This window comes from Labrys okinawensis, assembly GCF_047345005.1.
GTDB lineage: Bacteria > Pseudomonadota > Alphaproteobacteria > Rhizobiales > Labraceae > Labrys > Labrys okinawensis.
Map to the genome: position 1 here is coordinate 2,667,017 of NZ_CP178864.1, position 23,851 is coordinate 2,690,867.

The window sequence follows — 23,851 nt, forward strand, 5'->3', positions numbered from 1 at the left end:
CTGCCATCTTCCTCGGCCGTAAATGCGCTGCTTCCAAGATGGTAGTCAGGGACTGCCACTCTTTAATTTGAGATGACGGAGGCGGGGCGCATCGCTATTGTTCTGTCCCGGAACGCTAGCAAGGTCTTAGAAGAGGGATACATTGAGATGGCTTCGAAACTCGAGCAATTGCGCGCGATGACGGTCGTGGTCGCCGATACCGGCGACATCGAATCGATCAAGGCGGTGAAACCGGTGGACTGCACCACCAATCCCAGCCTGCTGCTCAAGGCCGCCGAGATGCCGGCCTATGACCACATCATCGAAGAGGCCGTGAGCTGGGGGCGCAAGCACAGCGGCTCCCAGGAAGCGGTGGTTGCCGCCATCGCCGACCGCCTCGCCACCTCCTTCGGCTCCGAGCTGACCAAGCTCGTGCCGGGCCGCGTGTCGACCGAAGTCGATGCCGACCTTTCCTTCGACACGAAGGCGACCATCGCCAAGGCCCATGCCATCATCGCCGACTACAAGTCGCGCGGCATTTCGCACGATCGCATCCTGATCAAGATCGCCTCGACCTGGGAGGGCATCCGCGCTGCCGAGGAGCTGCAGAAGGAGGGTATCGACTGCAACCTCACCCTGCTGTTCTCGCAGGCCCAGGCGATCGCCTGCGGCGACGCCGGCGTGTTCCTGATCTCGCCCTTCGTCGGCCGTATCCTCGACTGGCACGTCAAGAATGATGGCCATACCTTTACGCCGGAAGAAGATCCGGGCGTCATTTCGGTGCGCAGCATCTATGCCGACTACAAGGCTCGCGGCGTCAAGACCGTGGTGATGGGCGCCTCCTTCCGCTCCACCGGCGAAATCGAAGCGCTGGCGGGCTGCGACCGCCTCACCATCGCGCCGAACCTGTTGCAGGCGCTCGACGCTGATCAGGGCACGCTGGTGCGCAAGCTCTCGCCGGACGCGCATCCCTCCAGGCCGACCACCAGCAAGATCGACGAACGTGCGTTCCGCTGGGCCATGAACGAAGACGCCATGGCGACCGAGAAGCTTGCCGAGGGCATCCGTGGTTTCGCCAAGGATCTGGGCAAGCTGCGCACGCTCATCGCCAAGCGCGTCGAAGGGGCAGCCCAAGCCGCCTGATCGCATAAGGCAAGGCATTGAGTCGCGCCTTCACGCGCGACGGACAGGAAGGGGAGGACGCACATGTCCTTCCCGAAAGGCCCGTCAGCACCGAACGCAATTTTGTGACAGCGCGCGGCCTGGCCCTGATCGAAGCCGATCTCCGCCAGGCCCGCAACGCATTTGCGGCCGCCGAGGCCGCTGGCGACCGCATCGCCATGGGTAACGCCTCCCGCGACATTCGCTACTGGGCTGCGCGCCGTGCCTCGGCCGAACTGGTCGAACCCGCCGCGACCGCTGCCGGTATCCGCTTCGGCATGGCGGTCACGCTCGCGTATGCCGATGGGCAGGAGAAGACCTGGCGGATTGTCGGCGAAGACGAGGCGGAAGCCGCCGTTGGCCGCATCAGCCACCTAGCGCCGCTGGCGAGAGCCTTGTTCGGCAAGGAGATCGGTGAGGAAGTGAAGGTCGGTCCCCAAAGTGCGGAGATCGTTGGGATCGACGCGAAGCCGGAGAGCTAGTCCTGGGAACGCGGACGTCCGACGACACTCAAGAGAGTGTCGGACGATCCACTCTTGAAACGATAGCGTTTCGGAAGAATCCGAGAAGCTCATGCGGGGACAGGATCCAAAAGGGCACCACCAACGACTGAGGCGGCACCCTTCTCGTATAAAGGCGTGGTTCAAGAGCGGACGAGACGTCCGCGCTCCCAGGTTACCGTGGCCCCTGGGCGAGTGCCAGCCTGGCGGCGAAGCCGAGCAGCAGGCTGGTGAAGACCCAGCGTTGGGCGGCGGCAGCCGTGCGGTGGCGGGCGAGGAAGCGGCCGAGGGTCGAGCCGGCCAGGGCGTAGAAGCAGTCGAAGCCGATTCCGACCACGACCAGGATGGCGCCGAGCAGCACGAACTGGCCGCCGACATTGCCGAGCTCGGGATGGATGAATTGCGGCAGCAGTACCGAGCAGAACAGCAGCGCCTTGGGATTGGAGATATTGGTGATGAGGCCGCGCAGGATTGCGTGGGCATAGCCGTGCGGCCTGGTGTCCTGCGCCACGCCCCTGAGGTCCGGCGTCAGCGATGAAGCACGGAAGATGCTGATGCCGATCCAGATGAGATAGGCGACACCAAAGATCCGCACGATCTCGAAGGCCCAGGCGGCGGTTTTCAAGAGAGCGGCCAGGCCGAGGACGGCCAGCGTCACATGTGCCGCGCGTGCCAAGGCGAGGCCGATGACGGCAGCCAGGGCATGGTTCCGGCCCTGCCGCGCTCCCGTATCGAGCAGCAGGATCATGTCCGGTCCGGGAACGAGATATGCCACCGTCAAGGCACCGATGAAGATCCACAGGTCAGCCATTGCTTCCTCCAGCGATAGATATGTCAGGAATAGAATCTACCCCCTGGAGGCAGGCATGTCCTTGCGTATTATATCAAGGAAGCATGCCATATTAGCAGAAACATCCAACACGGATGATCATGGAGCGTGATCGTGCCAAGATTGAAACTGGACGCCATCGACAGGCGGATTCTCGCCGCCCTGCAGCGCGACGCGCGGTTGACCAATGTGCAACTGGCAGAGGAAGTAGGCCTATCACCGTCGCCATGCCTGCGCCGTGTCCGGCTCCTGGAAGAGGCGGGGGTGATCGACAGCTACCGCACCCTGCTCAGCCGCGAGAAGATAGGGCTGGGGCTGACGGTGTTCGTCAGCGTCAAGGTGGAGCGTCATCGCGATGATACGGCCGATAGATTCCGCCAAGCGGTACTCGCCCTACCGGAACTGATCTCCTGTCATCTCGTCTCGGGCGAGGCGGATTTCCTGCTGCAGGTGGCGGTGCCGGACCTTGCGGGGTATGAACGATTGCTGATCGGAAAGCTGCTCAAGCTGCCGGGTGTGACGGATATCCGCAGCAATTTCGCCATCCAGACCATCAAGGCCCACGGTCCGCTGCCGCTCGATCACTTCGTGGAACCGGAAGGCTGAAGGCCGCGCCTGATCAGGCAAACACCTTCAGATAGGCTTCCGCCTTGTTCCATTCGCCACGACGGGCCGACAGGCCGATATAGCCGTCGGGCCGGACGACCAGCAGCCGGGCCGCATCGGGTGGCCTGCGCGGGCCGGGCTCAAGAAGATCCGGGAAACGGGTGGCCAGGGCTGCGCCCTTTTCGGTGTCGGCGGTCATGAGCACCAGGCGTGGCCTGTTTCCGCTCCCGGGCGGCGGCCCGTCATAGTCTTCCGGGGCGAGACGGTTGCCGGCTCCCGGGCCCTCGGACAGCGGACTGTGGGCGTAGGCGATGTCTGTCTCGCTCATCGTGCTGCTCAGCTTGTCCTGCACCGCGTGGAGACCGAGCAGGAAGCGAAGCGCCATGTTGCGAATGGCTTGCGCGGCGGGAGGCGACAGGGTCGCCATATCGGTCATCCGGCTCGCGTTTTGCAGCACGAGTTTGCCGACGGCGCTGCGTTCCGGACTGTAGCTGTCCAGCAGCGAGGGGCTGGCCTGGCCATGAGCAACCATTGCGAGCTTCCAGGCGAGATTGAAGGCGTCCTGCATGCCGGTGTTCATGCCCTGGCCGCCGGCGGGACTGTGGATATGGGCCGCATCGCCTGCCAGGAAGACCCGTCCCTGGCTGTAACTGGATGCCTTGCGCTCGTTGATGCGGAACGTCGAGAGCCAGACGGGATCGGTCACCTGGATGCCTGCGCCGCAGCGCCCATCCACCATGGCCTGCACGTCGGCGAGCGTCGGATCCGGCCGCGGATTTTGCGGATCCGTTTTCCCGATGACTGCCACGATACGGGCCCGACCGCCGGGTATCGGAAACACGACCAGGGGGCCTTCGCGATGCAGGAAGGTGGCGACCTCGTCCGTCGCCGGCGCTCCCTCGCCGCCGAGGCGGACATCGGCGAGCATCCAGTCGTCGCCTTGGGCCGAGCCATGGAATTCGACACGCAGCCCGTGCCGGACGACGCTGTGAGCACCATCGCATCCGATCAACCAAGGCGTTGACAGGACCTCTTCTCGCCCATCGACATGGCGAAGGTGCGCTTCGACGTGATCCGCCCGCTGCGAAAAGGAGACGAGTTCGAGCTGCCGCTCGACGTTCACGCCAAGGCTGGCGAGATGGGCAGTCAAGAGCCGCTCGGTCTCGCTCTGCGGGATCATCAGCGCGAAATTATAGGGGCTGGCAATGTGATCGAAGCGGGCGCGGCCGAGAAGCGTGCCACCGCTTCGGATTGCTCCACCATGGGCGCGCAACCCAGCGTCGAGAAAAGGTGGAGCAGCCCCGGCGCGATCCAGGAGTTCGAGCGTGCGGCTCCAGATCACCAGTGCCTTGGATGTTTGGGTCGGATGCTCGGCGCGATCGATGATGCGGACAGCCAGGCCGTATCGCGTCAGTTCGGCGGCCATGGTCAACCCCACGGGGCCTGCGCCGACAACAAGAATATCCACCATGTGCCTTGCTCCAGCCCGTGGCACGATAGTGACCGGTTTCCGGTGCTTTCGCTAGACCGGACGGAAGAAAGGCAAACCCCGCCACATGGCAAAGAGCAGTCCTGGGAGAGGGCGACCTTTCGGCCGCCCCTCGACTCACTCTTCGGGGAAACCACCGAGATGGCTCTGCGAGTAGTTCTGGATGCCGATGCGCTCGATGAGGTCGAGCTGGGTCTCCAGGAAGTCGATATGGCCTTCCTCGTCCGTCATCAGTTCCTTGAACAGGTTCTCGGAGACGAAGTCCTTCACCGTACGGCTATATTCGGCGGCTTCCTGATAGAGGGCGCGGGCGTCACGCTCGGCGGCCAGGTCGCATTCCAGCGCCTCTTTCACCGTCTGGCCGATCCGGAGCGGATCGAGCGTCTGCATGTTGGGAAAACCCTCGAGGAAGAGGATGCGCGTGGTGATCCTGTCCGCGTGCTGCATTTCCTCGATCGATTCGGCGCGCCACTTCTTGGCCAGGCCCAGCAGGCCCCAATTGTCGAAGATGCGGTAATGCAGCCAGAATTGATTGATCGCGGTCAACTCGCTGCGCAGCGCCTTATTGAGATAGTCGATGACCTTCTTGTCGCCCTTCATGGGAGCGTTTCTCCTACTTGAATTGAACGAGTCTAAATTAGAATAATTCTAAAAGATGGCAAGAGATAAAAATCCGGTGCCCACAAAGGCGGATTCATGGTGGCGCGATGGCGAAATCCGGGCAGGGGCGGCATAGTTTAGTGTGGTTCTAAACTACTGATTTATAACAATTCTATTGTTTCGCCGGGCCATTGACAACGAGCGCGCATGCGTACAAATCAAATCCAGTCATTGCCTTTGGCCGAACCCCAAGATCGTTTTCAGATGATCGTTTGCTCCTGCCGTGTTTTGACCGATGAGGATTTCGCCAGCACGCTCGCCAGCGAGGATCCTGGCTGTCCGCGTTCGGCCGCCGACGCCTATCGCTGCCTCGGCTGCGGGCCGGAATGCGGGCGCTGCCTCATCACGGTTCGGCAGATTCTTGCCGACGCTCGCGCTGCCGCGCGCTGCCATGACTGTGCCGAGGCTGATTGCGCCCTGCACAAGATCGCCGTTGAAGTCGCCAATAGCGATGTTCCCTATCTCGACGCTGCTGAATAGTAACGCAAACAGTAACCGGTTCGAACGATTGCGTTTGCCGGAACAATCGCCACAATTATGCCGCGCGTTGTCTGCATAGGCGATTCATGCCCCGAAGCGGTGACCAGGAAGTTCGCAACGGCCTCGCCGCGCATTTGACGGGGCTGTGGCGCTTTGGCCTCGTGCTCTCGGGCAGCGGCCAGGTCGCCGAGGAACTGGTGCAGGCTACCTGTCTGCGTGCGCTCGAGAAGGCTCGCCAGTTCGAACCGGGCACGCGGTTAGACCGCTGGCTGTTTTCCATCGAGCGTTCGATCTGGCTCAATGAGATCCGCGCCAACAGGGTGCGCAACCCTGTCGAACTCGAGGAAGCCGAGGCCGTGCTGGTTTTCGATGGGGAAGAAAAATTCCAGACGAATATTTTGGCCGCACAGGTGTTGAAGGAGGTGCAGGCGCTGCCGTCAGCCCTGCGTGAGACTGTTTTCTTGGTCTACGGGGAGGGGCTCAGCTATGCCGAGGCCGCGCAGATGCTCGCAGTGCCGATTGGCACTGTCATGAGCCGCCTGTCATCGGCCCGGCTGAAGCTGGCCCATTTGAACAAGGAAGCGTCATGAGCACGGAAGATATGGGACTCGAAGACGCCACCTTGATCGCTTTTCTTGACGGCGCACTGCCGGCGAAGGAGCGGACCTTGCTTGAACGCCGCCTTGCCGCGGACGCCGGCCTGAAGGCGCGGCTCGAGGCGCTGGCCGCCGGTTCGCGGCCCTTCCGCGAGAGCTTCGAGGTCCTGAACGGCCACGCTCCCACGGCGCGGCTCGAAGCCACGCTGGCCAAGAGCCTGGAGGCTGTGCCGGCGCCGGTGGCGAACGATAACGACGGACGCCGGTCCTGGCACCTGCCGCCGGCGGCGATCGCGGCCGGCCTCGCGCTCCTGCTGGTGGGCGCCGGCATCGGCCATTACACGCCAGTGCAATGGTGGCCGCTCGGCCCGACGACCCAGGAGGCGGACCAGGAGACGCCTGATGCCTGGCGCACCAAGGTCGCGCAATATTGGGGGCTGACGACGTCGCAGACCCTGCTGGAAATGCCTGGTGACACGGCCGCTACCGAGCGTGACCTGTCGGTGGCGACCAAGCGCCTTGGCTTTCCCCTGACCCCCCAGCAGGTCGCCCTGCCGGCGCAGGAGGTCAAGCGTGTCGAACTCTTTCACTACGATAATGCCCCCTTGGTGGAGATCGCCTATTTCGACGAGCTGAACGGCCCAATCGCCTTCTGCATCTTCGCCAACAATCCCGGCACGGTGACACAGCCGGAGCTCGAGCAGCGCAAGGGCTTCAACGTGGTCTACTGGTCGGACGCCAAGCGCTCCTACATGGTGATCGGCCACGGGCCGGACGAGATCATGCTGAAGATCGGCGATATCCTGGCCAAGCAGGTGGCGGCCTGACCCGACTGCTTCCTGTCGAATAGCGAGACGCCTGCGGTCCCAGGGGATCCCGCGCCACGACCGGCAAAAGTGATGCCCCGAAAGCAGAAGCGATTACGCTCCCTGGGATAGAGAACCTTCTGGCACAAAATCTGCTTGCCAAGCCCTTCAGGCCGGCAGATTCTCACTCTGGAATTTTTCCAAACAGGATTGACAGCCGCGACCTCATTTGATCAACTGGTAAAAAATATACACACCAGAGGTTCCGATGACTGCACAGCCTGACATTGCGCGGGGTCGTCTCGATTCCGACGCGCTGGCGCAAAATTTTTCCGACCTCCATCCGGCCTTCGACCGGCATGAGGCGAGGGTCGCAGCCGAGCGCTGCCTGTTCTGTTACGATGCGCCCTGCATCAAGGCCTGTCCCACCTCCATCGACATTCCGCTCTTCATCCGCGAGATCATGACGGGCAATACCGTCGGCGCTGGCAGGACCATCCTGAGCTCTAACATCATGGGCGGCATGTGCTCCCGCGTCTGTCCGACGGAAACGCTCTGCGAGGAGGCCTGCGTCAAGGAGGTGTCGGAGGGCAGGGCGGTCGAGATCGGCAACCTGCAACGCTACGCGACCGATGACCTGTTCGCCAAGGGCAAGCAGCTCTTCAAGCGTGGCGCCCCTACCGGCAAGCGCGTGGCGGTGGTCGGCGCCGGGCCGGCTGGCCTTGCCTGCGCCCATAAGCTCGCCACGCTGGGCCATGACGTCATGGTATTCGAAGCTCGCGAGAAAGCCGGCGGCCTCAACGAATATGGCATCGCGGCCTATAAGAGCACCCACGATTTCGCCCAGGCCGAGATCGACTACATCGTCGCCATCGGTGGCATCGACATCCAGCATGGCAAGCGCCTCGGCCGCGATGTCCAGCTTGCCGATCTCGCGAAGCAGTATGATGCTGTCTTTCTCGGCGTGGGCCTCGGCGATACCAATGTCCTCGGTCTGGAGGACGGGATCGAGGGCGTGATCGAAGCCGTCGACTACATTGCCGAACTGCGACAGGCCAAGGATCTCGCCTCCCTCCCGGTCGGCCGGCGCATCGTGGTCGTTGGCGGCGGCATGACCGCGATCGACATCGCCTCGCAGACCAAGCGCCTCGGGGCGGAGAGCGTGACCATCGCCTATCGCCGCGGCCAGCCGCAGATGAACGCTTCGGACTATGAGCAGGAACTGGCGCAGACCGATGGCGTCTTGATCCGCCACTGGCTGAAGCCCTCTCGCCTCCATGCAGAGGGCGGCAAGCTGGTCGCCGTCGAGCTCGAATATACACGCGATGAGGACGGCAAGCTCGTCGGTACCGGCGAAAAGCTTCGTCTCGAATGCGACCAGCTCTTCACTGCCATCGGTCAGACCTTCCTTCCGAAGGAAGTCGACGGCGCGCCGCTTACCTTCGAGAAGGGCCGCCTGGCTGTCGATGCGGAACGCCGCACGTCGGTGCCCGGCATCTGGGCTGGCGGGGACTGCGTGGCCGGCGGGCAGGACCTGACGGTGGCCGCGGTCGAGGACGGCAAGCAGGCTGCCCTGTCTATCGATCGTGCCTTGAAATCCTAGACGGATATTCTCGAGCCGGAAGTACATCCAGCGCGAGAATATCTGTCAAATCTTTGATTAGAAGCATAATTTTCAGCAGGATCCGGAGGATCGGCCTGGAAATTATGCTTCCCGCAGGCCGCGTGAGGAGGAACCGAAATGGCTGATCTCAGCACCAATTTCCTTGGCATCAAGTCACCGAACCCGTTCTGGCTCGCCTCCGCTCCGCCGACGGACAAGGAATACAATGTCGTGCGCGCCTTCCGGGCCGGCTGGGGCGGCGTCGTCTGGAAGACGCTGGGCGAGGCCGGCCCGCCTGTCGTCAACGTCAACGGTCCGCGCTACGGCGCCTGGCACAGCCAGGACCGGCGCGTGATGGGCTTCAACAACATCGAGCTGATTACCGACCGCCCGCTCGAGGTGAACCTGCGCGAGATGAAGCAGGTCAAGCGGGACTGGAAGGACAGGGCCCTGATCGCCTCGATCATGGTGCCCTGCGAGGAGCAGGCCTGGAAGGCGATCCTGCCACTGGTCGAGGACACGGAAGCCGATGGCATCGAGCTCAATTTCGGCTGCCCGCACGGCATGTCCGAGCGCGGCATGGGTTCGGCCGTGGGCCAGGTGCCCGAATATGTCGAGATGGTCGCGCGCTGGTGCAAGCAATATACGCGCATGCCCGTGATCGTGAAGCTGACGCCCAATATCACCGATATCCGCAAGCCGGCCGAGGGCGCCAAGCGCGGCGGCGCCGATGCCGTGTCGCTCATTAACACCATCAACTCGATTGTCTCCGTCGATATCGACACTATGCGCCCCTGGCCGAACACCGACGGCTTCGGCACGCATGGCGGCTATTGCGGGCCGGCGGTGAAGCCGATCGCCCTAAGCATGGTCTCCGAAATCGCCCGCAACGAGGCGACGCGCGGCATGCCGATGTCGGGCATCGGCGGCATCGAGACCTGGCGCGACGCGGTCGAATATATGGCGCTTGGCTGCGGCACGGTCCAGGTCTGCACCGCCGCCATGGTCTACGGCTTCAAGGTCGTGCAGGAGATGATCTCGGGCCTGTCGGACTGGATGGACGAGAAGGGCTACACCTCCGTCGACCAGTTCGTGGGTCTCGCTGTCCCGAGGGTCACGGACTGGCAGCACCTCAATCTCGACTATGTCGTCAAGGCCCACATCGACCAGGATCTCTGCATCAAATGCGGGCGCTGCCACATCGCCTGCGAGGATACCTCGCATCAGGCCATCACCAACATGGTCGACGGCATGCGCAAGTTCGAGGTGATCGAGGAGGAATGCGTCGGCTGCAACCTGTGCGCGGTGGTCTGCCCGATCGAGGATTGCATCACGCTCTCGCCGGTGACCTCGGGCGTCGACAAGCGCACGGGCAAGCCCGTCGGCGGGCATCGCACCTGGATGGAACATCCCAACAATCCAGCCGTGCGGGCCAAGGTCGCCGAACCGGCCGAGTGAGCGTGGCCGCGCAGACGACCCTCGCTCAAGTGCAGCAAGCCGCCGTCGCGCTGGGCCTGGCCTTGCGCGGCGCCTTTCACTGCGAGCCGGGCGATGGCGTACCGGCCGGGCGGGACGGGGACGGAATCAAGACGCTGGTTCTGCTCGGATGGATCGGCGGCCGGCAATGGCCATCGTTCGCACGTTCGCGCGAGGCCGGTGATGGCGCGCCGCACCCGCTCGACCGCTGGTCGAAGCGGATCGTCGACGCGCTCGCCACGGATTTCGACGCCAGCCCCTTCTATCCTTTCGGCGGGCCGCCCTATCTTCCGTTCCAGCGCTGGGCGGAACGGGGTGACGACGTCTTTGCCTCACCGCTCGGCATTTATGTCCATCCGGACCATGGGTTGTGGCACAGCTATCGCGGCGCGCTGGGTTTTCGCGAAAGGCTCGAACTGCCCGAGCGGGTCGCGCGAGCGCACCCGTGCGAGACCTGCGAGGCAAAACCCTGTCTAAGCGCCTGCCCTGTCTCCGCTTTCAACCCCGGCCACTATGATGTCGATCGCTGTGCCGCGCATGTGAAGTCGGTCAAGGGCGTGACGTGCTTCACCGGCGGCTGTCTCGCCCGCCGGGCTTGCTGGGTAGCGCCGGACCTGGCCTACGGGGTCGACGAGGCAGGGTTCTACATGAGGGCATTCACGGCCGCGCACTGATGCGCCGAGGAAGCCGAAGCAGCGCTGTGAGGTCTTCCCGTGCGTCGCCCTTGAAGATTCACGTCAGTTTCACGCGAATGCGCTAGTATTATGGTCGCCGTGAAAGTCTTACCAATCCTATTCACTGGAGCTATTTCGAGAATTCAGGCAGGCATCCATCCTTTCTGTCTTTCCATCTTGTCTTTGTGCCGGCTCACGCCCGGCAGAAACTAGCTGACATATCCCCCGTTGAATTTGCGCTTTCCGGCTGAAGAAAAGTGGCTTGAACAGGGAGATTTGAACGTGGCGAGGACGAGGCGGGAAATCTACGGTCTTGGGCCGACCTGGAACGATACGGTTCTCTGGTATGCCAAGGCTATCAAGGAACTGCGCCCGCGGCCGATCACGCGCAAGGCAAGCTGGCGCTATCTTGCCGCCATGCATGACTTCGACCGCGACCAATGGGTGAGCCTCGGCTATCTGAAGGCCCGCGAGGCGCTGCCGCCCCAGGCCGAGCAGGATCTCTACTGGAAGCAATGCCAGCACGGCTCCTGGTATTTCCTACCGTGGCACCGGGCCTATCTGCTGTCTTTCGAGGATATCGTCGGCGCTGCCGTCAAGGCCTTGGGTGGCCCTGACGATTGGGCATTGCCCTACTGGAACTACAGCTCGCAGAGCAATCCGAGCGCGCTGAATATTCCGCCGGCCTTTCTCACCCGCACCATGCCTGATGGTTCCGCAAATCCCCTCTTTGTGGCGGCCCGTTCAGCGCGCGCCCTGAATCGGGACACCGTGCGGCTGGAGGCCCAACTTTCAGACGGCGATTTCGTCGGTGTCGACGACGGCCCCAATGCGGGCGTTGGCGGGCCCCGAACGATCTTCATGGATCACGGCGATACCGAGGGCCTGATCGAGGCTCAGCCCCACGATATCGTGCATAGCCAGCTCGGCGGGCGCGGCGGTCTGATGGCCTACACCACCTTGGCCGCCCTCGATCCGATCTTCTGGCTGCATCACGCCAATATCGACAGGCTCTGGGAAGTCTGGCTGCAGCGTGACCCGGCCAACAGGAACCCGACCGAGGCAAACTGGCTGAACGGGCCTTCCAGGAAGCGGCGCTTTGCCATTTTCGGCCCGGATGAGAAGGACCGTTCCTCGAATCCGCAGGACGTTCTGTCAACGGCAAAGATCGGCTATAGTTATGACGATACATCCGATCCGCTGAAGGGTGTTACCAGGCGCCATCGCCGCTTGCAGGATATTCTGCCGCATCGCCAGACCTTCAGCGTCGCCGGGGAGGGAGGGCCCAAAGCCATGCCCGCGGGTGGCAAATTCGAATTGATGGGCTCGAACGACAAGAAGCTCGCGCTCGGCCCCGAAACGGCGACGGCCCGCGTCAAGCTGGCGCCGCGGCCGCTGACATCCTTCACCCACAGTTTTTCAGCCAGCGCGCTGCAGCCTGAGACGCCCGGCGAACCGGATCGGGTCTTCCTGAGACTGGAGAACATTACCGGCAAGGACGGATCCGGTATCTTCGACGTCTTCGTCCATGGGCCGGGGAGCGGGGCCGGCGACGAGCACACTCTGGTGGGCTCTATATCGCTGTTCGGGCTGGAGCGGGCCTCGGCCGGCACCGGAGGCCTCAACAAGACGCTCGAGATCACCAATGCGATCGATGCCCTGCATCTCAGCAAGGCCAATCTCGATGAGCTCGAGGTTTCGATCGTACCCCGCTCGGACGTGCGCGAGGAAGATCAGATCAAGGTCGGGCAGATCACGCTCTACAGACAGTCCAGCGAATGACACGGGCGCTGGCAGTCTATCGGGACTATGTGGCCGGGCGCTTCTGGCCGCTTTTCCTCGCCAGCATGCTCGGATGGCTGGGGCTCCTGCTTTTCGATGCCACCGTCGAAATACCGGTGCTCTGCACGTCCGGCCGGGATGCGATGTCGGACGTCTCCTCGATCATGGCGGCGGTTTGGTTGATCAATGGATCGGCTGCCCTGCTGCTGCCTTGGCTCATGCTATCTTGGCTCCTGATGCTGGCAGCGATGATGGCGCCGCTTCTAGCCCCGTCGCTGATGCATGTGTGGGACCGTAGCCTAGCGCAGCGGCGCATGCGCGCGGCACTGCTCTTCCTCTTGGCCTATGCCCTCGCTTGGATGCTGGCTCTCGGCCTCCTGCAGGCAGCGGCCCTGCTGCTGCGGATCCTCGCCGGCGGGGAGGTCGCCGCCCTTGTCCTGGCATTGGTGTTGGCCCTTGCCTGGCAGCCCACCGGCTTGCGGGCGCAGTTGCTGCGCCAGTGCCACGCGCGCCGTGCGCTGCCGGCCTTCGGCCTGCGTGCCGATCTCGGCAGCCTGCGCTTCGGCGTGGCGGTGGCCCTCCCCTGTATCGGGGCATGCGCGGGGCTCATGCTGGTTCCGCTTTCCAGCCCCACCGCGCATCTGCCCCTGATGGTGGCGGTCTCCATCCTCATGGTGGTGGAGCGCTATGGCTGAGTGACGCCGCGCGTCGTGCTCAGGCCAGCACGCCCCGCAGGATCGTATCCGTCACGCTCCGCAGAGTTTCCTGGTAGAAGGCCTCGTCGGAAAGGTCCTTGCCGGTGAGCACGCTGATCTGGGCGGCGAAATCGGCATAATGCTGGGTGGTCGCCCAGATCATGAAGAGCAGGTGATGTGGTTCTACAGGGCGTAGCTTTCCCTCTGCCACCCAGCCATTGACGATCGCTGACTTGCGCTTCACGGTCTCGGTCAGGTCCGTCGCCAGCACATTCTTCAGATGCCGGGCGCCCTGCATGATTTCGATGGCGAACAGGCGTGAGGCCTCCGGATAGCGCCGGGAGCATTCGAGCTTTCGTTTGATATAGGCGGAGAGCGCCACCGACGGATCGCGCGTGGCGTCGAGTTCGGACAGGGGCGTGATCCATACTTCCAAGGTGCGAGTCAGCACCGCCTCGTAGAGGGCGTCCTTGCTGCGGAAGTAATAGAGCAGATTGGTCTTCGACATGCCTGCAGCTTCGGCAATCTGGTCGATGCGTGTGCCGCGCAGCCCATGTGTCGCAAAGGCGGAGAGCGCGCTGTCCAGGATCTTGTCGATGTTGGCCAGACCCAGTTTGGTCTTGTTGCGCTGCCTCTCGGCGCCTCCATTGTCGGACATCACGCTCTTCCAGTTCCCCCTTGAGCAAAACGCGTTCAGGCGGAAGCGCTTCTTTGCTCCGGCTCTTTCCTTCGGCGCGTCTTGCGACTCCTGGCGGCCCCGTCGATCGCAAAACCGTTACGCCTCCTTCATCGCTCAGAAACTGGGTGGTGTGCAAGCCGTTACAAGCTCACATGGTGTCTCACCGATATTGCGGAAGCGATGCGGCTCGCGGCTGTCGAAGTAGTAGGCATCCCCCGGCTTTAGCACGGTCTTGTCGTCTCCAACGGTCACCTCCAACTCACCGCGGATGACGATGCCGCATTCCTCGCCCTGGTGATGCAGCAGAACCTTGCCGGAATCGGCGCCCGGCTGGTAGCGCTCCGACAGCATCTGCAGCGCGCGCCCGCGCAGGTCCGAGCCGACCTGGCGGTAGGAAATGCGCCCTCGGCCGATCTCCATCAGTTCATCTTGCCGGTAGAACACCTTGCGGCCGGTATTGGCTTCGAGGGCAAAGAACTCGGCCAGCCCGATCGGCAGAGCATCGAGGACGCGCTTCAGGGCGCCGACCGACGGGTTCACCGCATTTGATTCCATCAGCGATATCGTGGCGTTTGAGATGCCGGCTCGCTTGGCGAGCTGGCGCTGCGACAATCCGCGCGCTTCGCGCACGCGCCTCAGCAGCGAACCCAGGTCGACGTTCTGCATCGATGCCTCCTGCTTTTGGGCCTGTTTAGGGTGTTTAATATCCTGAACAACGCAGCCGATTTCACTTTGCCATCAACGTATTCCATTTCTAGAAAAAAACGTCTGTTTTTTATTCAGCCATTATGGATAAAATGTGGGCCGACGGTTGAGGCGTTATCGCGAATGATCGTGCCACAACAAAGAGTTGGCATAAGTTTCAGATTCAAGGCAAAGCTAGCACAGCTTAACGAGCCGGGGTGCTTCGAATGCCTTTCTGCCCCAGCTTCTTCCGGAGAGAAATCCCATGAATGCCCCGACCCGCGTGACCAACAATCTCGAAGCGTTCTGGATGCCGTTTACGGCCAACAGACAGTTCAAGGCCAATCCACGCATGTTCGTATCCGCCAAGGACATGCATTATACCACGGCTGACGGACGTTCGGTGCTGGATGGAACGGCAGGATTGTGGTGCTGCAACGCCGGCCATGGCCGGCCCAGGATCGTGGAGGCCATTCAGCAGCAGGCCGCCGAGCTCGATTACGCGCCGGCCTTCCAGATGGGTCATCCCAAGGCCTTCGACCTGGCCTCCCGCCTGGTGCAGCTGACGCCCTCGGGCATGGATCACGTCTTCTTCACCAATTCAGGGTCCGAGGCTGTCGATACCGCGCTCAAGACGGCGCTCGCCTATCATCGCGCCCGTGGCGAGGGCTCGCGCTTCCGCCTGATCGGCCGCGAGCGCGGTTACCATGGCGTAGGCTTCGGCGGCATCTCGGTGGGCGGCATCGTCTCCAATCGCAAGATGTTCGGCACGATGCTCACCGGCGTCGACCATATTCGTCACACGCATGATCTCTCCCGCAACGCCTTCTCGCGTGGGCTGCCCGAATTCGGCGCCGAATATGCCGAAGACCTGGAGCGCGTGATCGCCTTGCACGACGCTTCCACCATCGCTGCCGTGATCATCGAACCGGTCGCCGGCTCAACGGGCGTGCTGATTCCGCCCAAAGGCTATCTGGAGCGTATCCGCGCCATCTGCGACAAGCATGGCATCCTCCTGATCTTCGACGAGGTCATCACCGGTTTCGGCCGCCTTGGCACGCCGTTCGCCGCTGAATATTTCGGCATCACGCCCGACCTGATGACGGTGGCCAAGGGCATCACCTCGGGCGTGATCCCGATGGGCGCGATGTTCGCCAAGAAGCATATCTACGAGGCCTTCATGAACGGCCCCGAGCACATGATCGAGTTCTTCCACGGCTATACCTATTCGGCCAATCCGGTGGCCTGCGCCGCGGCGCTCGGTACCCTGGACGTCTACCAGGAAGAGGGACTGCTCACCCGTGCTGCCGAACTCGCGCCTTATTGGGCCGATGCCGTACATTCGCTCAAGGGGCTGCCGCATGTCATCGACACCCGCAATCTCGGCCTGATCGGCGCCGTTGAACTCGAACCGATTCAGGGACAGCCGACCAAGCGCGCCTTCTCGGCTTTCCTGAACGCCTATGACAAGGGTCTGCTCATCCGCACCACCGGTGATATCATCGCGCTCTCGCCGCCGCTGATCATCTCGAAGGCGCAGATCGACGAACTGGTCACCATCCTGGGCGACGTGCTGAAGACGCTGGATTGAGCCCTGTGTCATCCCGGACAAGCCGCAGCACGAAGTGATGCGGTGCAGATCCGGGACTGCTAGCGGATGCGGCGCCTTCACCGGCCAACGGTCCCGGATCCGCGCTGCAGCATTGCATGCGGCAGCTTGTCCGGGATGACTCCAACAATGAGGAAACCCCATGTCCCGTATCGCCAACCTGATCAGCGGCAAGTCCGTCGAGGCCACCAGCGGGCGTTTTGCGCCAGTGTTCAATCCGGCCACCGGCGAGCAGAGCGGCGAGCTCGGCCTCTCCTCGGCCGCCGATGTCGACACCGCCGTGCAGGCAGCCAAGAAAGCCTTCCCGGCCTGGTCGACGACCGCGCCGCTGAAGCGCGCCCGTTACATGTTCAAGTTCAAGGAATTGCTGGAGGCCAATGCCGACAAGGTCGCGCGGGCGATCTCCGCGGAGCACGGCAAGACCCATTCCGATGCGCTCGGCGAAGTCCAGCGTGGCCTGGAAGTGGTGGAGTTCGCCTGCGGCATTCCTCATCTCCTCGCCGGTGAGTTCAGCCGCAATGTCGGCCCCGCCATCGACACCTACAACGATCGCCAGCCGCTCGGCGTGGTCGCCGGTATCACGCCTTTCAACTTCCCGGCGATGGTGCCGCTGTGGATGTACCCAGTGGCCATCGCGGCCGGCAACACCTTCGTGCTCAAGCCCTCCGAGCGCGATCCCTCCGCGGCGCTGCTTGTCGCCAGCCTCCTGATCGAGGCGGGCATTCCAGAAGGCGTGCTCAATGTCGTCAACGGCGACAAGGAGGCGGTGGACGCGCTGCTGCATCACCCTGACGTCAAGGCCATCAGCTTCGTGGGCTCGACACCGATCGCGCAGTACATCTATTCGACCGCCGCCGCCAACGGCAAGCGCTGCCAGGCCCTGGGCGGGGCCAAGAACCACATGGTGGTGATGCCCGACGCCGACATGGAACAGGCCGCCGACGCGTTGGTCTCCGCCGCTTACGGCTCTGCCGGCGAGCGCTGCATGGCGATCTCCGTGGCCGTGCCGATCGGCGACAAGACCGCCGATGCACTTATCGACAGCCTGCTGCCCCGCATCCAGAAGCTCAAGATCGGGCCGGCTGCCGATCCGCAGGCCGAGATGGGGCCGCTGGTGACGAAAGTGCACCAGCAGAAGGTGCTCGGCTATATCGACGCCGGCGTCAAGGAAGGCGCCGATCTCGTGGTCGATGGCCGGGGTCTCAAGCTGCAGGGCTATGAGAACGGCTATTTCATCGGCCCGACCTTGTTCGACAAGGTTACCGAGGGCATGTCGATCTACAAGGAAGAGATCTTCGGACCGGTGCTCTCGATGGTGCGCGCCCGCGATTATGGCCACGCCACCAAGATGATCAACGACCACGAATATGGCAACGGCACCGCCATTTTCACCCGCGACGGCGATGCCGCCCGCGCCTTCGCCGATTCGATCGAGGTCGGCATGGTGGGCATCAACGTGCCGTTGCCGGTGCCCGTGGCCTTCCATTCCTTCGGCGGCTGGAAGCGCTCGATTTTCGGCGATCACTCGATCTATGGCATGGAGGGCGTGCGCTTCTATACCCGCCTCAAGACGGTGACCTCGCGCTGGCCGACGGGCATTCGCGCGGGTGTCAACCTGAACTTTCCCAGTGTGAATTGAGGTAAACCTGGGATCGCCCAGCCGTTCCTTTCTCCCAGGCGTTGCGTTTCCACGAGCAGGCAGGATGCCTGCGATCCCAGGAATGTATTTATTCCAAAAAGGGTTGCCTATTTTTTGTCCATGCGGTCAATATTCGTGCTGACTGTGGGCAGCATCCGGTTTCGAGAGGGCCGCTCCGCTTGGTAGCGGCCTTTCTTTTTTCGTATGCAAGTCGCCTTGTCGCCGGTTTCAAATATTCCAACCGGGGCAGGGAGGCGGTAACGTGATAAAATACGGACTCTCCCGCACATGGCACGATCATTGCTGTGAACGGGCGGTCGGAAGCAAGGACGGAGCGGCCTCGAGCGAGCCGTAACCGTTCGATAGAACCAGGGGTAAAGCCGGCATGCAGGTTGAGGGCGTGGATCGGGATCTTGACGGCACGGCTGCTACAACGCCGGCCGGCAAACCGGTGATCTCGGTTGAGGATTTGTCGCTGACCTTCGATACCGGCGACGGCCCGGTTTATGCGCTCTCCAGCGTCAACCTCACCGTCAATGAAGGCGATTTCGTCTCCTTCATCGGCCCTTCGGGCTGCGGCAAGACCACCCTCCTGCGCGTCATCGCCGACCTTGAGCGCCAGACCTCGGGTTCGATCAAGGTCAACGGCCTGACCCCGGAGGAGGCGCGGCTTCAGCGCCATTACGGTTATGTCTTCCAGGCGCCGGCGCTCTATCCCTGGCGGACCATCGAGCGCAACGTCATGCTGCCGCTCGAAGTGATGGGTTTTCCGGCGGCCGAGCAGAAGGAAAGGGCGGCCAGGAACCTCGAACTCGTCAATCTCAAGGGTTTCGAGAAGAAATTCCCCTGGCAATTGTCCGGCGGCATGCAGCAGCGAGCTTCGATTGCCCGTGCGCTCTGCTTCGATCCACACCTGATGCTGATGGACGAGCCCTTCGGCGCGCTGGACGAGATCGTGCGCGACAAGCTCAACGACCAGCTCCTGCATCTGTGGCGCACCACCAGGAAGACGGTGGTGTTCGTCACCCATTCGATCCCCGAGGCGGTATATCTCTCCACCAAGATAGTGGTGATGTCGCCTCGACCCGGGCGTATCATCGATATCATCGACTGCAATTTCCCACGCGACCGCACGCTCCACATCCGGGAAACGGCGGAGTTCCAGGAGGTGGCGCATCGTGTACGTGACGGGTTGCATGCGGGGCATTCCTATGACGACTGACGTTATGCCCGCCCGATCAGCCCCCTCGCTCTGGAGCCACCTGATGGCCGGCAAGGCCGGGCCGGTGACGGTGGTGGTGCTCGCCATCTTCGCGGTGTGGTATCTCGCCTGCCTGCCGATGAACGGGAGCGCGCTTCAGCGCGCCATGCCGGACATGGCAAGCCGCTCCGTGATCGAGCGATTCATCGCTGCGATCAATCTGCCGGACGGCAATCTCGCGGCGCCCCACCAGATCATCACGGCGATGGTGCAGGGCATCTTCTTTGAGCCGCCGCTGGGACGCCGCAGCCTCGTCTACCACGGGCTGATCACGCTCTCCGCGGCGCTGTCGGGCTTCGTGCTCGGCACGGTGCTCGGCATCGTGCTGGCGGTGCTGATCGTGCATTTTCGCTCGATGAACAAAAGCCTGATGCCCTGGGTGATCATCTCGCAGACCATCCCGATCCTGGCCCTGGTGCCGCTGCTCAATGCCATCCTCGGCAAGCTCGGCCTGCCGATCCTCGTGCCCAAGGCGCTGATCGCCACTTATCTCTGCTTCTTTCCGGTTACCGTCGGCATGGTGAAGGGGCTGACTTCGCCCGATGTCATGCAACTCGATCTGATGCGCACCTATGACGCCTCCAAATGGCAGACCTTCTGGAAGCTGCGCTGGCCGGCGGCGACGCCCTTCCTGTTCGCTAGCCTGAAAATCGCCATCGCCGGCTGCATCGTCGGTGCCATCGTGGCCGAAATGCCGACAGGCGCCCAGGGCGGCCTCGGCTCGCGTCTCCTGGCGGGCTACCAGTACAACAATCTACGCCTCGTGCTGTGGGCGGCGCTCTTCACGGCGGCCCTGCTCTCGGCGGTGCTGATCAGCATTATCGCGCTGGTGGAACGGCGGGTGCTGGTCTCGATGGGCGTGCGGGGAGGGGCGGAATGACGACCTTCCAATCGCGCGGCTGGCTTGTCGCTGGTATCCTGCTCGCGCTCGGCGCCTTCCTGCCACTCGCTGATGACGGCATCTTAATACCATTTCCTCTCTCGATAATTATTTTGACCGCGGCGATCATCTTTGGGGTGGCAGGTGTTCTCAAGCCATCGAGAACCTCTTGGCCCATCGTACTTCTTATTCTCGTGATCGCCGTCGCGGCTGCCCTGACAGTTGCGGTTCATCTGCCTTTTGTGAGCGGTGCCGCGGGCTGGGGTTTCTGGTCCATGGCCGTCGGCCTTTGGCTGGCGGCCTGGATGATGGTCGACACGATTGCCAACAGCGGCGACCGGAACAAGACCTCGCGCTGGAAGGATCTGGCTCCTCCAATTCTGTTCGGCCTGACACTGCTCCTCCTGTGGGAGTGGATTGTCCTCGGCTTTGGCATTCCCGCCATCAACCTGCTGGCGCCGTCGGCCATCGGCGTGGCGATGGGCCGCTATTCCGATACACTTACCCACGATTTCGTCTGGACCTTCCTGCATGAGGCGCTGCTCGGCTGGCTGCTCGGTTCCGGCGCCGGTTTCCTGGTGGCGCTGGTGGCCGACCGCATCCCCTTCCTGCGCCGCGGCCTGTTGCCGCTCGGCAATGTCGTCTCCGCTTTGCCGATCGTCGGCATCGCGCCCATCATGATCTGGTGGTTCACCTATGACTGGCCGTCCAAGACGGCCGTGGTAATCGCCATGACCTTCTTCCCGATGCTGGTCAATACCGTAGCGGGGCTGGCCTCGAGCGGCGCGCTGGAACGTGATCTGATGCGCTCTTACGGCGCGAGCTACTGGTCGACCCTGACGCGCCTTCGTCTTCCGGCTGCCATGCCATTCATCTTCAATGGCCTGAAGATCAACTCGACGCTCGCCATGATCGGTGCAATCGTGGCCGAATATCTCGACGGGCCGACCATCGGCATGGGCTTTCGCATCAACACCCAGGCGGCGCTGTCGCAGACCGACATTGTCTGGGCCGAGATCGCCGTCGCCATGGTGGCGGGCTCGATCTTCTACGGCATTATCGCGGTCATCGAACGGGTGGTGACATTTTGGCATCCCTCTTACCGGCGCGCATGACGCAGGGAAGGGCTTTAGTGAAGAAGAAACTCGACAACAGAGGAGTGGACGGAATGAAGAAGGCACTTTTGGCGGGCGTTGCCTTTGCGCTCGGCCTCGGCGCGGTGACGGCTGCGCAGGCCGCCGACAAGGTCACGCTGCAGCTCAAATGGGTGGTGCAGGGCCAGTTCGCCGGCTATCTCGTCGCCAAGGACAAGGGCTTCTACAAGGATGCCGGCCTCGATGTCACCGTCGCCCCCGGAGGCCCGGATATCGCGCCGGAGACCGTGATCGCCAACAAGCAGGCCGACGTCATCGTCGACTGGATGCCCGCCGCGCTCGCCGCCCGCGAGAAGGGCGTGCCGCTCGTCAACATCGCCCAGCCTTTCAAACGCTCGGGCCTTGAGCTGACCTGCCGGAAGGAGACCGGCATCAAGACCCCCGCAGATTTCAAGGGCAAGACGCTCGGCGTCTGGTTCTACGGCAACGAATATCCCTTCAATGCCTTCATGGGTAAGCTCGGCCTGAAGACCGACGGCTCGGCCAATGGCGTCAAGGTGATCAAGCAGGGCTTCAATGTCGATCCGCTCCTGCAGAAGCAGGCCGACTGCATCTCGACCATGACGTACAATGAATATTGGCAGGTTATCGAAGCGGGCGTGAAGCCGGAGGACCTGGTGGTGTTCAACTACACCGATCAGGGCGTCGCCGTGCTCGAAGACGGCCTTTATGTCATGGAGGATCGCCTCAAGGACCCGAAATTCGTCGAGACTATGGCTAAGTTCGTCAAGGCTTCGATGAAGGGCTGGGACTATGCCCGTGAGCATCCCGACGAGGCGGTGAAGATCGTGCTCGACAACGACGCTTCCGGCGCTCAGACCGAAGTGCACCAGACCAACCAGATCAAGGAAGTCAACAAGCTGACCGAAGGATCGGACGGAACGCTGGATCCGGCCGCGGCCGACATCACCGTGAAGACTCTGCTTTCGGGCGGCGGCGACAGCCCTGCCATCACCAAGCCGCCGGTCGGCGGCTGGACCAACGTGGTGACGGACGCTGCGAAGAAGCTTTGAGGCAAACTGGGAGCGCGGACATCCTGTCCGCTCTTCCTCTTTCTGCGGGCGCCTCGTTTCCAGGAGCGGACGAGACGTCCGCGTTCCCAGCATTTCTGGAGGACTCCATGCCGATCCTGATCCGTGGCGGTGTCGTGGTGAACCACGATTTCTCCAAGCCCGCCGATGTTCTCATCGATGGCGAAACCATCGTGGCGATCGGACCCAAGCTCTCAGCGCCCGCCGGGGCCGAGATCATCGATGCCGATGGTTGCTACGTCCTGCCTGGCGGCATCGATCCGCATACCCATCTCGAAATGCCCTTCATGGGCACGGTTTCGGCCGACGACTTCGAATCCGGTACGAGAGCGGCGCTCTCCGGCGGCACCACCATGGTGGTGGATTTCTGCCTGCCGGCGCCCGGCCAGTCGCTGCTCGCCGCCTATCAGGACTGGCGCCACAAGAGCGAGAAGGCCGTCTCCGACTACAGCTTCCACATGGCCGTGACCTGGTGGGACAAGCAGGTGTTCGACGAGATGGACACCGTGGTGAAGACCTACGGCATCAACACCTTCAAGCATTTCCTCGCCTACAAGGGCGCGCTGATGGTGAATGACGACGAACTCTTCCACTCCTTCAGCCGCTGCGCCGGCCTCGGCGCCCTGCCGCTGGTGCATGCGGAAAATGGCGACATCGTCTTCCGCCTGCAGCAGCATTACATGGATCTGGGCGTCACCGGTCCTGAGGGCCACGCCTATTCCCGACCGCCGGAAGTGGAGGGCGAGGCGACCAACCGAGCCATCATGATCGCCGACATGGCCGGCAGCCAGCTCTATGTCGTGCACACCTCCTGCCGCGACAGCCACGAGGCCATCGCCCGGGCGCGGGCTGCCGGCAAGCGCGTCTACGGTGAGCCGTTGATCCAGCACCTCGTGCTCGACGAGTCGGAATATCAGAACAAGAACTGGGACCATGCCGCCCAGCGCGTGATGTCGCCGCCCTTCCGCAACAAGTCGCACCAGGATTCGTTGTGGGCAGGCCTGGCTTCCGGCTCGCTCCAGGTGGTCGCCACCGACCATTGCGCCTTCACCACCGAACAAAAGCGCATGGGCCTCGGCGATTTCCGCAAGATCCCCAACGGCACGGGCGGCCTTGAAGACCGCATGCCGGTGCTGTGGACGGCAGGCGTGAAGACCGGGCGCCTCACCAAGGAGGAGTTCGCCGCGGTAACCTCCGCCAACATCGCCCGTATCCTCAACATCTATCCGAAGAAGGGGGCCGTCGCCGTGGGATCGGATGCCGATCTCGTGGTCTGGGACCCCGCCGCCACCAAGACGATCCGCGCCAAGAAACAGTTCAGCCGCGTCGAATACAATGTCTTCGAAGGCTATGAATGCACGGGCCTGCCCATCGTCACGCTCTCGCGCGGGCGCATCGCCTGGAAGGACAAGGAGATCCGCGCCCAGAAGGGTGACGGCGCCTTCGTGCGGCGCGATCCCTTCCCGGCGGTGGCCGTGGCGAATGCGACCTGGAAGGAGTTGAACAGGCCCAAGCCCGTGTCGCGCATCGAGGTGACGCCGTAGAAGAGCTACAGTTCCGAGCGAGGCGGGTCGCGGT

At 62.8% G+C, this 23,851-nt stretch carries 23 protein-coding genes; 18 read left to right on the top strand and 5 right to left on the bottom strand.

The genetic code is table 11. The features are described 5' to 3' along the window. Window positions 1-147 precede the first annotated feature (147 nt). Window positions 148-1,122, top strand: a complete 975-nt coding sequence (tal, locus tag ACMDCR_RS12455) for a transaldolase (protein WP_413992827.1) — start codon at window positions 148-150, stop codon at window positions 1,120-1,122. A 17-nt stretch (window positions 1,123-1,139) separates the two neighbouring features. Further along, entirely contained in the window at window positions 1,140-1,622 is a 483-nt protein-coding gene (locus ACMDCR_RS12460) for a GreA/GreB family elongation factor (protein ID WP_413992828.1), read from the top strand. Window positions 1,623-1,815: 193 nt separating this feature from the next. Here the strand turns inward: ACMDCR_RS12460 and ACMDCR_RS12465 are convergent, their stop codons facing one another. After that, window positions 1,816-2,451, bottom strand: a complete 636-nt coding sequence (locus tag ACMDCR_RS12465; RefSeq protein ID WP_413992829.1) for a LysE family translocator — start codon at window positions 2,449-2,451, stop codon at window positions 1,816-1,818. A 132-nt stretch (window positions 2,452-2,583) separates the two neighbouring features. Here ACMDCR_RS12465 and ACMDCR_RS12470 point away from each other — a divergent pair, with 132 nt between their 5' ends. After that, entirely contained in the window at window positions 2,584-3,075 is a 492-nt protein-coding gene (locus tag ACMDCR_RS12470) for an Lrp/AsnC family transcriptional regulator (protein ID WP_413992830.1), read from the top strand. Window positions 3,076-3,088: 13 nt separating this feature from the next. On the opposite strand, the gene ACMDCR_RS12475 is transcribed toward ACMDCR_RS12470, so the two are convergent. Beyond that, window positions 3,089-4,546 (bottom strand): FAD-dependent monooxygenase, encoded by a 1,458-nt coding sequence (locus tag ACMDCR_RS12475; RefSeq protein ID WP_413992831.1) that lies wholly within the window; start codon window positions 4,544-4,546, stop codon window positions 3,089-3,091. Window positions 4,547-4,681: 135 nt separating this feature from the next. Next, window positions 4,682-5,164 carry a bacterioferritin gene (bfr, locus tag ACMDCR_RS12480; RefSeq protein ID WP_413992832.1) on the bottom strand — a complete coding sequence of 161 codons (483 nt, stop codon included), beginning with the start codon at window positions 5,162-5,164 and terminating at the stop codon, window positions 4,682-4,684. Window positions 5,165-5,428: 264 nt separating this feature from the next. Between bfr and ACMDCR_RS12485 the strand changes: the two genes are divergently transcribed. The 8 genes from ACMDCR_RS12485 (at window position 5,429) to ACMDCR_RS12520 (ending at window position 13,336) form a co-directional block, all read left to right on the top strand. Then, a complete protein-coding gene (locus tag ACMDCR_RS12485; RefSeq protein WP_413992833.1) occupies window positions 5,429-5,704 on the top strand; it encodes a bacterioferritin-associated ferredoxin in 276 nt (91 codons plus the stop codon). Window positions 5,705-5,790: 86 nt separating this feature from the next. Continuing rightward, window positions 5,791-6,294, top strand: coding sequence for an RNA polymerase sigma factor (locus ACMDCR_RS12490; RefSeq protein ID WP_413992834.1), 504 nt, complete (start codon window positions 5,791-5,793; stop codon window positions 6,292-6,294). Next, entirely contained in the window at window positions 6,291-7,127 is an 837-nt protein-coding gene (locus ACMDCR_RS12495; protein WP_413992835.1) for an anti-sigma factor family protein, read from the top strand. The genes ACMDCR_RS12490 and ACMDCR_RS12495 overlap by 4 nt, the downstream gene beginning before the upstream one ends. Before the next feature lie 247 nt (window positions 7,128-7,374). After that, window positions 7,375-8,709: an NAD(P)-dependent oxidoreductase gene (locus ACMDCR_RS12500; RefSeq protein ID WP_413992836.1), complete on the top strand. Its 1,335-nt coding sequence runs from the start codon at window positions 7,375-7,377 to the stop codon at window positions 8,707-8,709. A gap of 138 nt (window positions 8,710-8,847) precedes the next feature. Further along, window positions 8,848-10,167: an NAD-dependent dihydropyrimidine dehydrogenase subunit PreA gene (preA, locus tag ACMDCR_RS12505; protein WP_413992837.1), complete on the top strand. Its 1,320-nt coding sequence runs from the start codon at window positions 8,848-8,850 to the stop codon at window positions 10,165-10,167. Between the two features lie 2 nt (window positions 10,168-10,169). Then, window positions 10,170-10,859 (top strand): ferredoxin, encoded by a 690-nt coding sequence (locus tag ACMDCR_RS12510; RefSeq protein ID WP_413992838.1) that lies wholly within the window; start codon window positions 10,170-10,172, stop codon window positions 10,857-10,859. 282 nt (window positions 10,860-11,141) lie between these two features. After that, window positions 11,142-12,641, top strand: coding sequence for a tyrosinase family protein (locus tag ACMDCR_RS12515; protein ID WP_413992839.1), 1,500 nt, complete (start codon window positions 11,142-11,144; stop codon window positions 12,639-12,641). Beyond that, entirely contained in the window at window positions 12,638-13,336 is a 699-nt protein-coding gene (locus ACMDCR_RS12520; RefSeq protein WP_413992840.1) for a DUF2182 domain-containing protein, read from the top strand. The genes ACMDCR_RS12515 and ACMDCR_RS12520 overlap by 4 nt, the downstream gene beginning before the upstream one ends. 19 nt (window positions 13,337-13,355) lie before the next feature. Here ACMDCR_RS12520 and rutR read toward each other — a convergent pair whose 3' ends face one another. Both rutR and ACMDCR_RS12530 read right to left on the bottom strand, forming a co-directional pair. Next, the gene (gene rutR / locus ACMDCR_RS12525; RefSeq protein WP_413992841.1) at window positions 13,356-13,994 is read right to left on the bottom strand and encodes an HTH-type transcriptional regulator RutR; all 639 of its coding nucleotides are present in this window, start codon (window positions 13,992-13,994) and stop codon (window positions 13,356-13,358) included. Window positions 13,995-14,129: 135 nt separating this feature from the next. Next, window positions 14,130-14,681, bottom strand: coding sequence for a cupin domain-containing protein (locus tag ACMDCR_RS12530; RefSeq protein ID WP_413992842.1), 552 nt, complete (start codon window positions 14,679-14,681; stop codon window positions 14,130-14,132). 283 nt (window positions 14,682-14,964) lie between these two features. Between ACMDCR_RS12530 and ACMDCR_RS12535 the strand changes: the two genes are divergently transcribed. The 7 genes from ACMDCR_RS12535 (at window position 14,965) to hydA (ending at window position 23,817) form a co-directional block, all read left to right on the top strand. Continuing rightward, window positions 14,965-16,290, top strand: coding sequence for an aspartate aminotransferase family protein (locus ACMDCR_RS12535; protein WP_413992843.1), 1,326 nt, complete (start codon window positions 14,965-14,967; stop codon window positions 16,288-16,290). A 160-nt stretch (window positions 16,291-16,450) separates the two neighbouring features. Further along, on the top strand, window positions 16,451-17,947 hold the full coding sequence (locus tag ACMDCR_RS12540; RefSeq protein WP_413992844.1) for a CoA-acylating methylmalonate-semialdehyde dehydrogenase: 1,497 nt from the start codon (window positions 16,451-16,453) through the stop codon (window positions 17,945-17,947). A 385-nt stretch (window positions 17,948-18,332) separates the two neighbouring features. After that, complete coding sequence (locus tag ACMDCR_RS12545) at window positions 18,333-19,169, top strand: ABC transporter ATP-binding protein (protein WP_413992845.1); 837 nt, start codon at window positions 18,333-18,335, stop codon at window positions 19,167-19,169. Continuing rightward, entirely contained in the window at window positions 19,159-20,088 is a 930-nt protein-coding gene (locus ACMDCR_RS12550) for an ABC transporter permease (RefSeq protein WP_413992846.1), read from the top strand. The genes ACMDCR_RS12545 and ACMDCR_RS12550 overlap by 11 nt, the downstream gene beginning before the upstream one ends. Next, a complete protein-coding gene (locus ACMDCR_RS12555; protein ID WP_413992847.1) occupies window positions 20,085-21,203 on the top strand; it encodes an ABC transporter permease in 1,119 nt (372 codons plus the stop codon). Before ACMDCR_RS12550 ends, ACMDCR_RS12555 begins: the two co-directional genes overlap by 4 nt. Before the next feature lie 53 nt (window positions 21,204-21,256). Beyond that, window positions 21,257-22,255, top strand: coding sequence for an ABC transporter substrate-binding protein (locus ACMDCR_RS12560; RefSeq protein WP_413992848.1), 999 nt, complete (start codon window positions 21,257-21,259; stop codon window positions 22,253-22,255). Window positions 22,256-22,362: 107 nt separating this feature from the next. After that, window positions 22,363-23,817 (top strand): dihydropyrimidinase, encoded by a 1,455-nt coding sequence (gene hydA / locus ACMDCR_RS12565; RefSeq protein ID WP_413992849.1) that lies wholly within the window; start codon window positions 22,363-22,365, stop codon window positions 23,815-23,817. Window positions 23,818-23,851 lie beyond the last annotated feature (34 nt).